The following is a 14,568-nucleotide window of genomic DNA, read 5'->3' as shown; positions in this document are numbered from 1 at the left end:
TATGCAGTTTTCAAGGTTCTGGCTGGTTTTCTACCCAGCAGTCTTGCTCTTTGAGGAGACAAGTTGCTGAATCTTCCACTTTGCTCGGATGAATTAATGATTTAGCTTTGACAAACCATCGCATGGATTGCGAGGCCTGTTTTTTTGAGTGATCTGGCTCCAGTTCTTTTCACTGGTCACTGGTCAGGAGTCACTGGTCAGGAGTCACTGAACGAACCGATCTCTAGTTTGAAAGCCAATTTTTTTCCTCGCACGACCTGGGATGTCCCTTCAGTTTCACTCTCGACTCGCTCCCAACAACCTTTTTCTTCTGGTCACTGGTCACTGCTCACTGGTCACTGAAAAGTTGGTCTCCCTAAAAGGAGGTGATCCAGCCACACCTTCCGGTACGGCTACCTTGTTACGACTTCACCCCAGTCACCAGTCCTGCCTTCGGCATCCTCCTCCACGAATGGTTAGAGTAACGACTTCGGGCACTACCAGCTTCCATGGTGTGACGGGCGGTGTGTACAAGGCCCGGGAACGAATTCACTGCAGTATGCTGACCTGCAATTACTAGCGATTCCACCTTCACGCAGGCGAGTTGCAGCCTGCGATCTGAACTGAGCCATGGTTTGTGAGATTTGCTTGCATTCACATGCTTGCTGCCCTCTGTCCATAGCATTGTAGTACGTGTGTAGCCCAGGACGTAAGGGGCATGCTGACTTGACGTCATCCCCACCTTCCTCCGGTTTGTCACCGGCAGTCTCCTTAGAGTTCCCAACTTAATGATGGCAACTAAGTACGAGGGTTGCGCTCGTTGCGGGACTTAACCCAACATCTCACGACACGAGCTGACGACAGCCATGCACCACCTGTGTTCGCGCTCCCTAAGGCACTCCCAACTTTCATCGGGATTCGCGACATGTCAAGCCCTGGTAAGGTTCTTCGCGTTGCATCGAATTAAACCACATACTCCACCGCTTGTGCGGGCCCCCGTCAATTCCTTTGAGTTTCACCGTTGCCGGCGTACTCCCCAGGCGGGATACTTAACGCGTTGGCTCCGGCACTACGCGGGTCGATACGCGTAACGCCTAGTATCCATCGTTTACGGCTAGGACTACTGGGGTATCTAATCCCATTCGCTCCCCTAGCTTTCGTCCCTCAGTGTCAGTAATAGTCCAGCAGAGCGCTTTCGCCACCGGTGTTCTTCCTGATCTCTACGCATTTCACCGCTACACCAGGAATTCCCTCTACCCCTACCTTACTCTAGTCTCTCAGTTTCCACTGCCCTTATCTAGTTGAGCCAGACGCTTTGACAGCCGACTTGATAAACCACCTGCGGACGCTTTACGCCCAATCATTCCGGATAACGCTTGCATCCTCCGTATTACCGCGGCTGCTGGCACGGAGTTAGCCGATGCTTATTCCTCAAGTACCTTCATTTTTTTATTCCCTGAGAAAAGAGGTTTACAACCCAAGAGCCTTCCTCCCTCACGCGGTATTGCTCCGTCAGGCTTTCGCCCATTGCGGAAAATTCCCCACTGCTGCCTCCCGTAGGAGTCTGGACCGTGTCTCAGTTCCAGTGTGGCTGATCGTCCTCTCAGACCAGCTACCGATCGCCGTCTTGGTGCGCTCTTACCACACCAACTAACTAATCGGACGCGAGCTCATCTTCAGGCAGTTAACCTTTCACCCATGGGCACATCCGGTATTAGCAGCCGTTTCCAACTGTTGTCCCAGACCTGAAGCCAGATTCTCACGCGTTACTCACCCGTCCGCCACTAAACCCCTAAGGGTTCCGTTCGACTTGCATGTGTTAAGCATACCGCCAGCGTTCATCCTGAGCCAGGATCAAACTCTCCGTTTTGAAGTGTTCTTTTCGGTCAAACCATACTCACGTATGTCTTGACATCTTGGCTTCTTATTTTTGTTTTGTTTTGGGTTTTTACCCGCAACTTAATTTCTTGACGAGGTTTTAAATTGCTTGGCTTTCAAACTATTGATTTATCGTGGTTCGGTTGTGTGAGCGGCGTTTCCTCTCGCTTCACACTTTATCTAAGGTAACAACCCGTTTTGTGTTTGTCAAGGGTTTTCTCTAACTTTTTTTGAAACTTTCTTGCAAAATGACTTCAAAGCCAGAACGCATAACGCTTTCAAAGCTTTTACTTTTCGCTTTCAACCTGACTATATTATATATATTGGTTTGAGGCATTGACCCGCAAGAAATCGATAAGCAGTAAGATTTTATAGTTGCCTACTGACAGCCAAGCACTGGTCATGAACAATAAAAATATCATTCTGTTATTGATGCTGGTTTTTGTGCCAATTTCAATAGCAGCACAGGAGCTACATTTAAATCCATTAATTATTTTTGCGACTTCTGGTTTAGCAATTATTCCTTTAGCAGCATTAATAGCCAATTCCACGGAAGCGATCGCAACTGTCATTGGCTCGGCTTTAGGGGGTCTACTCAATGCTACCTTTGGCAATGCCACTGAGATGATTATCGCAATAGTCGCGCTCCGGGCTGGTTTAGTTGATGTGGTGAAAGCCAGTTTAACTGGGGCCATAGTTGCAAATTTGCTCCTAGCACTAGGGCTAGCGATTCTTTTTGGCGGTTTACGTTATAACGAACAAACATTTCAGCCTGCTGTTGCTCGCATCAACTCGTCTTCTTTAACACTAGCTGTCATTGTTGTACTGACACCAGCAGCCATTCAATTTACGTCAGATGGTTTGCAACCCTCAACGCTAAATAATTTTTCCTACGCAGCATCCATATTGCTACTGACTTTCTACTGTTTAATGCTCTTGTTCTCAATAAAAACTCACAAATATTTATATATGGTAGAGGGATCAAATGATGAACCTTTAGAATCTAGCGAACACAAAGTCAATATAGGATTACAAGTAGTTATACTTTTAACTTGTACCGTAGTTCTTGTTTTTGTTTCTGATATTTTGGTTGAAAGTCTTGAAAAAGCTATTTCTACTCTAGGGTTGACCAGTCTCTTTACAGGTGTCATTCTTATTCCCCTCTTTGGAGGTTTTGTAGAGTATATTACTTGCATCTCTTTTGCCGTTAAGAACAAAATGGAGTTAGCCGTTGCTGTAGCCATAGGGTCAAGTCTACAGATAGCACTGTTTGTAGCTCCTGTGTTAGTTTTAGCAGGTTGGGTACTGGGTCAACCCATGAATTTAAGCTTTAATCCTTTTGAACTTGTGGCAGTAGCTATGGCTGTAGTTATTACCAATTCCATTAGCAATGACGGACGCACCAACTGGTTAGAAGGAGTTTTGTTGCTTATCGCCTATGCCGTATTAGGAATAGCGTTTTACTTCCATCCTTAAAACCCTAAGTAAAGTCGCTTATTGCACAAGCTTGTCTAACCAGTCACTCACCTAAAGAAATATTTTAGTCACCAGTAACGAAAGTTATAGCAAGAAGAACTATCTCAAATGACATATTGAATCTTGAGATTGTGCGATTTCCATCTTTACTTATCACAAACATCCTCCTATAGATAGGCTCGAAAAAAACCATCCGTAGCAAATAATTAACAAAAGTTGAGATCAAAAGTCATTTTACACATAAATTTATATCTGCGGTTCATCGTATGTACTTAGCGCTTTGGCCCGGAAACGTTTACCCCTTAGGAGCAACCTGGGATGGAAAAGGTACAAATTTCGCCTTATTTTCAGAAAACGCAACAGGTGTTGAGCTTTGTCTATTTGATAGAGATGATCGCGAGACCCGTCTGACTTTAACAGAAGTCAGTAACTTCGTTTGGCATGGTTATGTGCCTGGAATTGGACCGGGACAACGATACGGGTATAGAGTACACGGTCCCTACGCGCCACATGAAGGACATCGCTTCAATCCCAACAAACTGCTGATCGATCCCTATACAAAGGCTTTAGATAGTGATGTTGGCAATGGGCCAGAAATCTTTGGCTATTCTTGGGAGTCCGCAGAAGAAGACCTCTCTTTCTCCGATTTGGATAGCGCCTCTTTCATGCCGAAATCAGTCGTTATAGATCAATCTTTTGACTGGGAAGGCGATCAACTATTGCGAACCCCTTGGCACGAAACTGTAATTTATGAAACCCATGTTAAGGGTTTTACCAAGCGACATCCAGATATCCCGGAAGAAATGCGCGGTACTTATGCTGGTCTGGGTCATTCAGCCGCGATCGAGCATCTTCTCAAGCTTGGAATCACAGCAGTTGAGCTTATGCCCGTGCATCACTTTCTTTCACATCCCGGACATTTGGTGGGTAAAGGGCTAAAGAATTACTGGGGTTACGACTCCGTGAACTATTTTGCTCCTTATGCAGGCTACAGTTCTAGCGGAACTTTAGGAGAACAAGTCACTGAGTTCAAGGAGATGGTTAAAGCACTGCATCGTGCTGGAATAGAAGTGATTCTAGATGTCGTCTACAACCATACAGGGGAAGGCAACCACTTAGGTCCCACACTAACGCTACGAGGTATTGACAATGCTATTTACTATCGACTGGTAGAGAACGACCCGCGCTACTACATGGACTATACGGGCTGCGGTAATTCTTTATACGTGCGGCAACCGCAAGTCCTAAAACTAATTATGGATAGCTTGCGGTATTGGGTTTTGGAAATGCACGTAGATGGCTTCCGCTTTGACTTGGCTTCAGCCTTAGCACGAGAGCTATACGAAGTCAACAGTCTGGCAGCTTTCTTTGACATCATTCATCAAGACCCCGTACTTGCGGGTGTGAAACTGATAGCTGAACCTTGGGATTTGGGAACTGGTGGTTACCAAGTTGGTCAATTCCCAGTTCTTTGGTCTGAATGGAATGGCAGATATCGCGATACAGTACGAGACTTTTGGCGCGGAATTGATGAAAGCTTAGGGCAATTTGCTTACTGTTTTACAGGTAGCCCTGACCTATATGCACTGAACGGACGGCGACCCAATGCAAGCGTTAACTTCATCACGGCACATGATGGTTTTACTCTAAACGACCTTGTTAGCTACAACGACAAACATAACGAGGAGAATGGAGAAGGCAACTATGACGGGGAAAGCCACAACCGTTCTTGGAACTGTGGGTATGAGGGTGAAACAGAAGATTTAGAAGTGTTGCAATTGCGAGAACGTCTTAGACGGAACTTCTTGGCGACTTTGATGCTGTCTCAAGGTATTCCAATGTTGCTAGGGGGAGATGAAATGGGACGAACTCAAAAAGGCAACAACAACGCTTATTGCCAAGACAATGAAATTTCCTGGTTTGATTGGGACTTACCTCAAGGCAATGAAGATTTGGTAAATTTTGCCCGCGAACTTGTCTACTTCCGCAAACAGCATCCAGTTTTTAGACGGCGTAAGTGGTTTCAGGGTAGACCAATTTACGGAAAAGGTATCAGTGATATCGAGTGGTTTAACCCTGATGGCAGTGAGATGACTCAAGAACAGTGGGATGTTGGTTATGCCAAGTCAATTGGAGTGTACTTAGATGGAAACCAATTGCCTAGTGTTGGTCCCAAAGGTGAACGCATCAGCGATGATAGTTTTCTCCTGTTCTTTAATGCTCACTATGAAACCATTGAATTCTCCTTACCGACTGCAATGGAGCATAGAGAGTGGCTTGTTGTCATTGATACGAAAGAACCTCGTTTTGTCCAAGACGAAAGGCGTTACACGGGTAACCAAGATATTCCTGTTGTAGCGCGGTCAATGGTTGTACTACGTCGTTTAGGTTAGGGAGTAGGGAGTAGGGAATGGAAAATTTTTATTTCTTACTCACTCTCCACCTCCCCATTGCCCCTTATCCCCAGAGGGGGCCCCGAGTTCCCCATTCCCCATTACCCCTTCCCCAGAGGGGGCCCCGAGTTCCCCATTCCCCACTTAACTATGAAAATTGGCGCTCATTACTTAGGTAACGGTCATTGTGAATTTAGAGTTTGGTCACCGAATGCGGAAGCTGTAACCGTAAAAATAGTTTCACCTCAAGAACGCATACTTCCTATGCAACAAGAGGAAGGAGGCTATTGGCAGTTGACTGCTACAGACGTTCACCCAGGTACACAATACTTTTATCAACTAAATAACGGCGAAAGCAGACCCGATCCGGCATCAAATTACCAACCGTTGGGTGTACATGCAGCTTCAGAGGTCATTGACCACAACTTTACTTGGAATGACACCAAATGGTCGGGCATTCCTTTAGAAAATTTGATTATTTACGAGTTGCATGTTGGAACTTTTACCCAAGAAGGAACCTTTGAGGCAATGATTCCCCGACTCAAAGATTTAAAAGAGCTAGGGGTCAACGCAATTGAAATCATGCCGATCGCACAATTTCCTGGTGACAAACCTACAGATGGTAGTTGTGCGTATCGAAACTGGGGCTATGATGGCGTTTATCCATTTGCTGTGCAAAACTCTTATGGGAGTCCGGAAGCATTGAAGCGGTTGGTGGACGCTTGCCATCAACAGGGAATGGCAGTAGTGCTTGATGTAGTTTACAACCACTTCGGACCAGAAGGCAATTACATGAGCCACTTCGGTCCTTACTTTACACACGCCTACCGCACCCCTTGGGGCGATGCAATGAATTTTGATGATGGTCACAGCCATAACGTGCGTAACTATTTTATTCAAAATGCTTTGTACTGGTTGCGAGACTATCACATTGATATACTGCGTCTAGATGCCGTTCATGCTATCTACGATTTAGGTGCTAAACATTTTTTAGAAGAACTGGCAGAAAATGTTGCTGCTCTTTCAAAACAACAGAATCGAAAACTTTATCTGATTGCAGAAAGCGATTTAAACGATCCTCGAGTTGTTCGTCCCGTGGAAAATGGCGGATACGGACTGGACGCGCAATGGAGCGATGACTTCCATCATGCCTTACATGCTTTACTGACAGGAGAACAAACTGGATATTACGAAGACTTTGGCAAGTGCGAACACTTAGCAAAAGCTTACCGAGACACTTTCGTGTATGACTGGAAGTACTCGCCCCATCGGAAACGCTTTCATGGTAACTCTGTACGCGATCGCTCTCCCAATCAATTTGTCGTTTGCATTCAAAATCACGACCAAGTCGGGAATAGAATGTTAGGTGAGCGACTTTCCCATCTTGTGTCATTTGAAGCTTTGAAATTAGCGGCTGGTGCTCTTTTACTCTCGCCAAACATTCCCCTTTTATTTATGGGAGAAGAGTATGGAGAAGAAGCACCTTTCCTCTACTTTGTCAGCCACTCAGATCCAGATTTAATTAGAGCAGTCAGACAAGGGCGAAAACAAGAGTTTGCCGCCTTTCACGCTGAAGGCGAACCACCCGATCCAGAATCGGCAGAAACATTTCTCAAATGCAAGCTGAATTGGGAAAAACGCAAAGAGGGAAAACATCAAGCTCTGTGGTCATTATACCAGTACCTCATTCAATTGCGAAATACAGTTCCAGCTTTAGTAGAGCGAGAACGTCAAAATATGGAAGTTGACTTTCTGGAAGATAAAAAAGTTCTTTGGTGGCGGAGATGGAGTCAAAATAATCAAATACTTTGCTTAATGAACTTTAATCAAAGTGATGTTAATCTTGGCTCTGCCATGCTAGGAGATGGTTGGAGTAAGATTTTAGATTCTGCTGATGAAAAATGGCACGGTTCTGGCTCTCAACTACCAGAAGAACTTAGTAATGGAAAAAAATTGATTTTGCGCCCGCAAAGTTTTGCAGTTTATCAAAGTAATGGTTAGTTGTTAGTGGCGTAGGACAGGCGTCTCGCCTGTCATTGTCAGTGGTTGGTAGTTTTCACCACTAATCACTAACCATGTGGCGCAAGGCATTGCACCCCTAACAACCACTAACCATGTACGGGCGCAAGGCATTGCACCCCTAACAACCACTAACCATGTACGGGCGCAAGGCATTGCACCCCTACCAACCGCTAACCATTTACGAGCGCAAGGCATTGCACCCCTAACAACCACTAACCATGTACGGGCGCAAGGCATTGCACCCCTACCAACCACTAACAACTAACAACTGATATGAAAATTCCAACAGTAACTTATCGAATCCAATTTAATTCTGCCTTTGGTTTTGACTCAGCAAAAACGATTACCAACTATATATCAAACTTGGGAATCTCCGATCTTTATGCTTCTCCCGTTTTCAAAGCAAGAGCAGGAAGTAGCCACGGATATGATGTCGTCGATCCAACTCAACTAAATCCAGAGTTAGGAACAGAGGAAGCTTTTGAAGCCTTAGTCAAGGAATTACAACAACACAACATGGGTTGGTTACAGGATATTGTCCCCAATCACATGGCTTATGATAGCCAAAATCAGTATTTGATGAATATTCTGGAAAACGGTCCTGATTCAACTTACGTTGATTACTTTGATATTGCTTGGAATTCTCCTTTTGCTAGTAGTAACGAACCTATCTTAGCTCCATTGTTAGGTAACTTTTTTGCAACTAGCTTAGAAAATGGCGAAATTCAGTTGAAATATGAGGAGCGCGGATTAAATGTTAACTACTATAGCTTAAAACTACCTCTAAAACTTGAATCTTATGCCAGTTTTTTAACTCAAAACTTAGGAAAATTAGCGAAAAATTTAGGTAGAAATCATCCAATCTTTGTAAGATTGCTTGGTATCCTCTACATGGTCAAAAATATTACTTCTGAAGTCACAGCAGCACAAAGACGAGATCAGTCAGCTTTTATTAAAGGGCTTCTTTGGGAACTTTATACAGATAATGAAGAAGTTAAAACATTTATTGACGAAAATTTACAACTTTTTAACGGTGAACCAGGAAAACCAGAAAGTTTTAACCTTTTAGAAAGTTTGCTTTCTGAGCAGTTCTTCCGCCTCTCTTATTGGAAAGTAGGGGCTGAAGAAATGAACTACAGAAGGTTTTTCACAGTCAATGAATTGATATCAATCAGGGTTGAAGATTTAAAAGTATTTAAAAATACTCATGATTTGATTTGCAAGTTAGTTTATGAAGGAAAGTTTACTGGTTTGCGAATAGACCATATTGATGGTCTGTACGATCCAGCGCAATATTTAGAGCGATTAAGGGAAAAAACAGGCGATACATACATTAATGTTGAAAAAATCTTACAACCGGGAGAAGATTTGCCCAGTAACTGGTCAGTGCAAGGTACATCTGGCTATGATTACTTAAATTACCTCAATGGTATTTTCTGCCAAAGTGAAAACGAAGATAAGTTTACTCAAATCTATTGGGAATTTACAGGAGTTAAAATCGAATACGAGCAACTTATCCCAGAGAAAAAACACCTAATTATAGATAGAAATTTAGCGGGTGATATTGATAACCTGGCTTTTCTTTTAAAAACAATAGCAGGTAACTATCGCTATGGCAGTGACTTTACAATCAACGGTTTAAAACGAGCACTTGCAGAAGTTTTATCTCGCTTTCCCGTCTATCGGACTTATATCACTCAGGAAGGGATTTCTGACATCGATCGCTCTTATATCCAAGAAGTCATTGAAGCTGCCAAACCACATACACCATTCTTGCACAATGAATTAAACTTTATTCAGAAATTACTGTTACTGGAATACGACGATTTTCTCACTCAAGAAGAGAAAGACCAATGGCTTTACTTTGTGATGAGAGTGCAACAATATACAGGACCTTTAATGGCAAAAGGTGTAGAGGATACAGCTTTATACGTCTACAATCGCTTCTTATCCCTCAATGAAGTTGGTGGCGAACCAGGTAAATTTGGCATTACTCTTTCAGAATTCAATGAATTTAATCAGCACCGACAAACTCGTTGGCCTCTTGCAATGAGTACTACCTCAACTCACGATACCAAGCGAGGTGAAGATGTGAGAGCCAGATTAAATGTCCTCTCAGAAATTCCAGAAGAATGGCAAAAGCAAGTTCAAACTTGGAGTGAAATCAATCGTTCGCATAAAAAAACTATCAAGCGTTTTGCTATGCCAGATAAGAACGATGAATACCTTTTCTATCAAACACTTGTAGGGGCTTTTCCATTTTTAGAGAATGAATATGGAGACTTTGTTGAGCGAGTAAAAGATTATGTACTCAAAGCCATTAGAGAAGCAAAAGTTTACACGGCATGGTTGCGACAAAATAGCACTTATGAAGATGCATTCGTTGATTTCGTCAAATCTGTTTTAGAACTATCTGAAAATAATCCTTTCTTAAAAGAGTTTCTTTCTTTTCAACAGCGAGTTGCTTTCTATGGCATTTTCAACTCACTCTCTCAAGTCTTGTTAAAAATCACTTCTCCCGGAATCCCAGACTTTTATCAAGGAACTGAACTATGGGATTTTAGTCTTGTCGATCCTGATAACCGCCGTCCAGTGGACTTTGAAACTCGACAATCTTATCTCAAAACAATTCAGGAACAAACCAAGACAGATATTCTGAAATTAATAGAACAACTACTATCAACAAAAGAAGATGCCAGAATCAAGCTATTCTTGATTGTTCAAGCTTTAAAAGCAAGAACAGAGAATATAGAAGTTTTCAATGCAGGTAATTATTTACCTTTAGAAGTGAGCGGTCAATTCCAAGAGCATATAGTTGCTTTTGCAAGAAGTCACGGTAACAAAACAATTATCACCATTGCGCCCCGCTTCTTCACCAGCTTAATTCAACCAGGAGAGCATCCACTTGGGCAACAAGTTTGGCAAGATACTTCGCTAAAATTACCTTCAGGAACGCCATCAGTATGGAAAGATGCGATTACAGGTCAAACAGTTCAAGCTCATGATACAGTACTTGTTGGCGAAACGCTAAAACATTTCCCTGTAGCATTACTCGTAAGCCAAAGCTGAAAATTGGGAGTAGGGAGTAGAGAGTAGGGAAGAGGGATTTTTATAAAGAGCGTTGTGAGCAAGTATACGCTTCGCGAACGCGATCGCTCGTCGTAAATTTGCGTGTCCTTGACATATCTAGTGAACCCCTATTCCTTTCCCCTCAAGGCATTACTCCCCAACCGCTTGAAGATTACTTAATTAAATGAACCGCAAAGACGCAAAGAGCACGAAGAAAGAGGAGAAGAAGATCGGTAATCTTATGGCGGAAAGGGAGTAATTCCGAACAGAAACCCGGTTTCTCTTCTCACAATGAGAACAACTCTTAACCGAGTAGTATTGATTCCTCTTCGACTCTCAAAATCAGCGAACGTACAAGTATTGGCTCATGATTGACTGTTAAGAAAATAGTTCTTGTAAAAAAGTTGCAAAATTAGGTTATTTGTCGCAAAAACAGGAAAGACTCATACAGGGAAGTTGTTTAAAATAATATGGGCTGTTTTTTGCGACACAAGCACTTGCCCATCGTGTGACTGCAACCAGGTATTCCGAGTAACATTGCTCTAACAGGAGATTTTTTTTGTGAGTTCTGATACCAATCTCTTTTCATCCTTTCAACTAGGATCTTTAACACTGCCCAATCGCATTGTAATGGCACCCATGACTCGCTTGCGTGCTGGAGATGGGGGAGTTCCAATTTCAGCAAACGCCACCTATTACAGCCAGCGAGCATCTGCGGGATTAATCATTACCGAATGCACCATGATTTCGCCCCAGAGTCAAGGGTATCTGAACTGTCCGGGTATTTATTCTCCACAACAGGTAGAAGGATGGCGAGTGGTCACAAATGCTGTACACGAAAAGGGAGGACGGATATTCTTACAACTTTGGCACTGCGGGCGTATTTCCCATCCTGCATTGCAAGCTCATGGAGAATTACCTGTTAGTCCAAGTGCAATACCAGCTGAAGGACAACTGCATACTCCCAATGGCAAACAATCAATGATTGCACCCCATGCTTTAGAAATCAAAGAAATCCAAGAAATTATTCAAGATTTCCATAAAGCTGCAGAGAATGCTCGTACTGCCGAATTTGATGGTGTGGAGTTACATGGCGCTTTTGGCTATCTCATTGACCAGTTTCTCCAAGATGGTAGTAACCATCGCACTGATGAGTATGGTGGCTCAATTGAGAATCGTGCCAAATTTCTTTTAGAAGTTGTTGAGGCTGTTGCAAGTGTTTGGGGAGGAAATCGAGTGGGAATTAAGTTTTCACCCAGCAACACGTATTACAGCATGGTTGACTCCGACCCTAAAACCACATTTAGCTACACTATTGATGCACTTAACCGATTTGATTTAGCCTATATTCATCTGATGGAACCTGAAGCAAAGGATTTGGCAACCCGTGAAGTTTTGCATCCTGTTGCTTCAATTTTCCGCCCCATTTATAATGGTACATTGATTGCTAATGGTGGTTTTACCAAAGAATCGGGAAATAAAATTTTAGCAGAAGGTAATGCAGATCTTGTCTCTTTTGGCAAATCCTTTCTAGCAAATCCAGATTTGCCCAAACGTTTTGAGTTAGATGCTCCGTTGAACTCACCCAATTCTAAAACGTTTTACGGTCAAGGTAGTCATCAACCTGAAGTAGGTTACACGGATTATCCGTTTTTTGACCGGGCTGCTTGAACAACCCTGTCTTACCTTCGACTGAAGACAGGGATTCTGTATTAGTGAGCGTGTTCAATGCGCTCCTATTGCCTTGGCAGCGAGCTGCTGTACCTTTACGTTATGTTTTTGTTCTTTGGAACGTTTCCACAAATAAACTCTGTCCAAAAACTGACAGCAGTTTATGGTAATTTTATCTAGGCTAATTTCAATTTTTAAAGCAATTTTTTTGAGAATATTACAAGCTCCATTTGCGTCAGCTGAGATAAAATGCTTTTTAGCAGTGATGTATGTCCCCCTAGTTATTCTTTTACCACTAGCCTTCCAACTTTCGGGTCTTTCACCAAATACGTGAAGGTCGTCGTTATCAAAAAATGAACTCACTGAGGTGTAACTTTCCTCAGTTTCATGGAAAACAATCCCGTAAAAATCGCATAATTGTTTGAGTCGTTCTTTAAGTTTACCTGTAGGGATGCTAGCAAAACTTTGATTATTTTTGCGTCCCATGGACATATTTTGAGACTGTCCTTTATTCCAACCAAATACGATGTTGCCAATGCCTCTCGATAGGCAATAGTTAATTATGTATTTAGCTGCTTTATTGGTAGCATCGTGCATTTGCCGATTGCGCTTACCAGTTAATCTATCTAAGTGACCGTTCCAAAATCCCTCTGATTTCCCTTCCTTATAGTTAGCAACTTGTTTGTGATAAAATTGATTCAAACTTTTGAGTTGTTTGCCATCAATGATAAATCCTTTTTCGCCAGTATTCGGCAGGCAAGTCAGCCAATTATTTACACCGTGGTCAATACCTAGCGCCAATTCCTTATTGAGTTCTAGTTTAGTGCTAGTAGAAACTTTATACACAAAAATCGCATACAAGTCTCCGTTTTGTGGTGAAATAGTAACTTCAACTATGTCTTGAGAATTTTTGATGTTGGTCGGATATGGTAGCCAAATATAATCAAGTTGATGCATATCCTCAGCGTACAATTTCTTGATATCCATTTCCCTTGGGGAATCCTAATAACGGACATCCATTTTCGTCATATTTTTTCTTGAGAGCTTGTTCGGGATAGGTTATTTCGTGCATTCCTCCTTTTTTTCTGTAACCAGGAAGCGATGGACGTAAAGGATTCTCCCCTACGTAAAAAGCTTGTAGACTTTCTTGATAAGCATTAAAGTTTTCCGCCATTTTATGCAATACGCTCTGACCTGCTTGCGAGTACAAAATAGTGTAATGCACGTTTTCTTTGAGTTCGGTTTGTAGCTCGTTTTTAACCATCTCTAAGTTAAAGTTTGACCGACCAAACCAAATAACCGACTGACGTAAAGCGTAAATTGCACAATTCGCTAATTTATTAGCTTGCTCCAATAAGAATAAAAGAAGTTGCTTTTCCATTAAGGGTAGAGACAATCTTACTTTTTGCGATCCATATTCTCTAGGCAAGCGCCGAACTCCTATATTTAGGTTAAACTACAGTCAGTCTACCACGGCTTAATCTTTATGCGTAAAGGTTCACACGCTATTTTTAACATTCAGTTACACATAATTTTTGTTACTAAGTATCGAAACAAAATTATTAATGAAGCAATGCTCGCATCAATCCGCAACACACTGACCAGAGTTTGTGAAAAAAATAAGTGTATGCTCAAAGAATTTAATGGTGAATCAGACCACGTTCATTTGCTGTTAGACTTTCACCCTGACAACAATCTCTCCTCTCTCATCGGTTCTATGAAATCCGCTTCGAGTCGTATTGTCAGGAGTGAGTTCAAAGAAATAATCGATAAATATTACTGTCAAGATAAATTTTGGAGCGATTCCTACTGTGCTGTTTCTTGTGGAGGTACTCCGCTGGAGATAGTCAAGCAATACATTCAATCTCAAGATAAGCCAAAAAGATAATTGGGAAAATATCAACTGTTCCCATAGGGGGAACGTTAATATTTTCTCCACCTTATATCCCCACAGACGCGAAGATGGGGAATTACGGTGTTTTTGTTAAAATCTCTGCAGAAACATGGGGAGTGGGGAGTGGGGAGTAGGGAAAGGAGTGTTTCTTTCATTTATAGCGGATGGCAATCGCTGCTCGTGGGG

At 42.5% G+C, this 14,568-nt stretch carries 10 protein-coding genes and 1 rRNA gene; 7 read left to right on the top strand and 4 right to left on the bottom strand.

What is annotated here, in order from left to right:
- Positions 1 to 144 precede the first annotated feature (144 nt).
- The gene (locus tag WA1_RS60670) at positions 145 to 342 is read left to right on the top strand and encodes a hypothetical protein (protein ID WP_158516743.1); all 198 of its coding nucleotides are present in this window, start codon (positions 145 to 147) and stop codon (positions 340 to 342) included.
- A gap of 16 nt (positions 343 to 358) precedes the next feature.
- Here the strand turns inward: WA1_RS60670 and WA1_RS37510 are convergent.
- Positions 359 to 1,849 (bottom strand): 16S ribosomal RNA (locus tag WA1_RS37510).
- Between the two features lie 410 nt (positions 1,850 to 2,259).
- On the opposite strand from WA1_RS37510, the gene cax reads away from it, so the two are divergent.
- From cax to treZ, 3 genes are all read left to right on the top strand, one after another.
- Positions 2,260 to 3,333, top strand: a complete 1,074-nt coding sequence (gene cax / locus WA1_RS37505) for a calcium/proton exchanger (protein ID WP_017749339.1) — start codon at positions 2,260 to 2,262, stop codon at positions 3,331 to 3,333.
- Positions 3,334 to 3,599: 266 nt separating this feature from the next.
- Entirely contained in the window at positions 3,600 to 5,726 is a 2,127-nt protein-coding gene (gene glgX / locus WA1_RS37500) for a glycogen debranching protein GlgX (protein WP_017749338.1), read from the top strand.
- 150 nt (positions 5,727 to 5,876) lie between these two features.
- Complete coding sequence (gene treZ, locus WA1_RS37495; protein WP_017749336.1) at positions 5,877 to 7,727, top strand: malto-oligosyltrehalose trehalohydrolase; 1,851 nt, start codon at positions 5,877 to 5,879, stop codon at positions 7,725 to 7,727.
- 3 nt (positions 7,728 to 7,730) lie between these two features.
- Here treZ and WA1_RS55925 read toward each other — a convergent pair whose 3' ends face one another.
- A complete protein-coding gene (locus WA1_RS55925) occupies positions 7,731 to 7,985 on the bottom strand; it encodes a hypothetical protein (protein ID WP_148662854.1) in 255 nt (84 codons plus the stop codon).
- Between the two features lie 36 nt (positions 7,986 to 8,021).
- Here WA1_RS55925 and treY point away from each other — a divergent pair, with 36 nt between their 5' ends.
- Positions 8,022 to 10,817 carry a malto-oligosyltrehalose synthase gene (treY, locus tag WA1_RS37485; RefSeq protein WP_017749334.1) on the top strand — a complete coding sequence of 932 codons (2,796 nt, stop codon included), beginning with the start codon at positions 8,022 to 8,024 and terminating at the stop codon, positions 10,815 to 10,817.
- A gap of 561 nt (positions 10,818 to 11,378) precedes the next feature.
- Positions 11,379 to 12,488 (top strand): alkene reductase, encoded by a 1,110-nt coding sequence (locus tag WA1_RS37480; protein ID WP_017749333.1) that lies wholly within the window; start codon positions 11,379 to 11,381, stop codon positions 12,486 to 12,488.
- A 54-nt stretch (positions 12,489 to 12,542) separates the two neighbouring features.
- Here WA1_RS37480 and WA1_RS37475 read toward each other — a convergent pair whose 3' ends face one another.
- On the bottom strand, positions 12,543 to 13,475 hold the full coding sequence (locus WA1_RS37475; protein WP_051077145.1) for an RNA-guided endonuclease InsQ/TnpB family protein: 933 nt from the start codon (positions 13,473 to 13,475) through the stop codon (positions 12,543 to 12,545).
- Positions 13,450 to 13,917 (bottom strand): hypothetical protein, encoded by a 468-nt coding sequence (locus WA1_RS37470; protein ID WP_148662852.1) that lies wholly within the window; start codon positions 13,915 to 13,917, stop codon positions 13,450 to 13,452. The genes WA1_RS37475 and WA1_RS37470 overlap by 26 nt, the downstream gene beginning before the upstream one ends.
- 57 nt (positions 13,918 to 13,974) lie before the next feature.
- Between WA1_RS37470 and tnpA the strand changes: the two genes are divergently transcribed.
- Positions 13,975 to 14,376: an IS200/IS605 family transposase gene (gene tnpA / locus WA1_RS37465; RefSeq protein WP_017749332.1), complete on the top strand. Its 402-nt coding sequence runs from the start codon at positions 13,975 to 13,977 to the stop codon at positions 14,374 to 14,376.
- The last annotated feature ends 192 nt before the right edge of the window (positions 14,377 to 14,568 follow it).

Source organism: Scytonema hofmannii PCC 7110 (genome assembly GCF_000346485.2).
Classification (GTDB): Bacteria; Cyanobacteriota; Cyanobacteriia; order Cyanobacteriales; family Nostocaceae; genus Scytonema; species Scytonema hofmannii.
The sequence above is the reverse complement of the archived record's forward strand: the minus strand, read 5'-3'. Positions and strand labels throughout refer to the sequence as shown.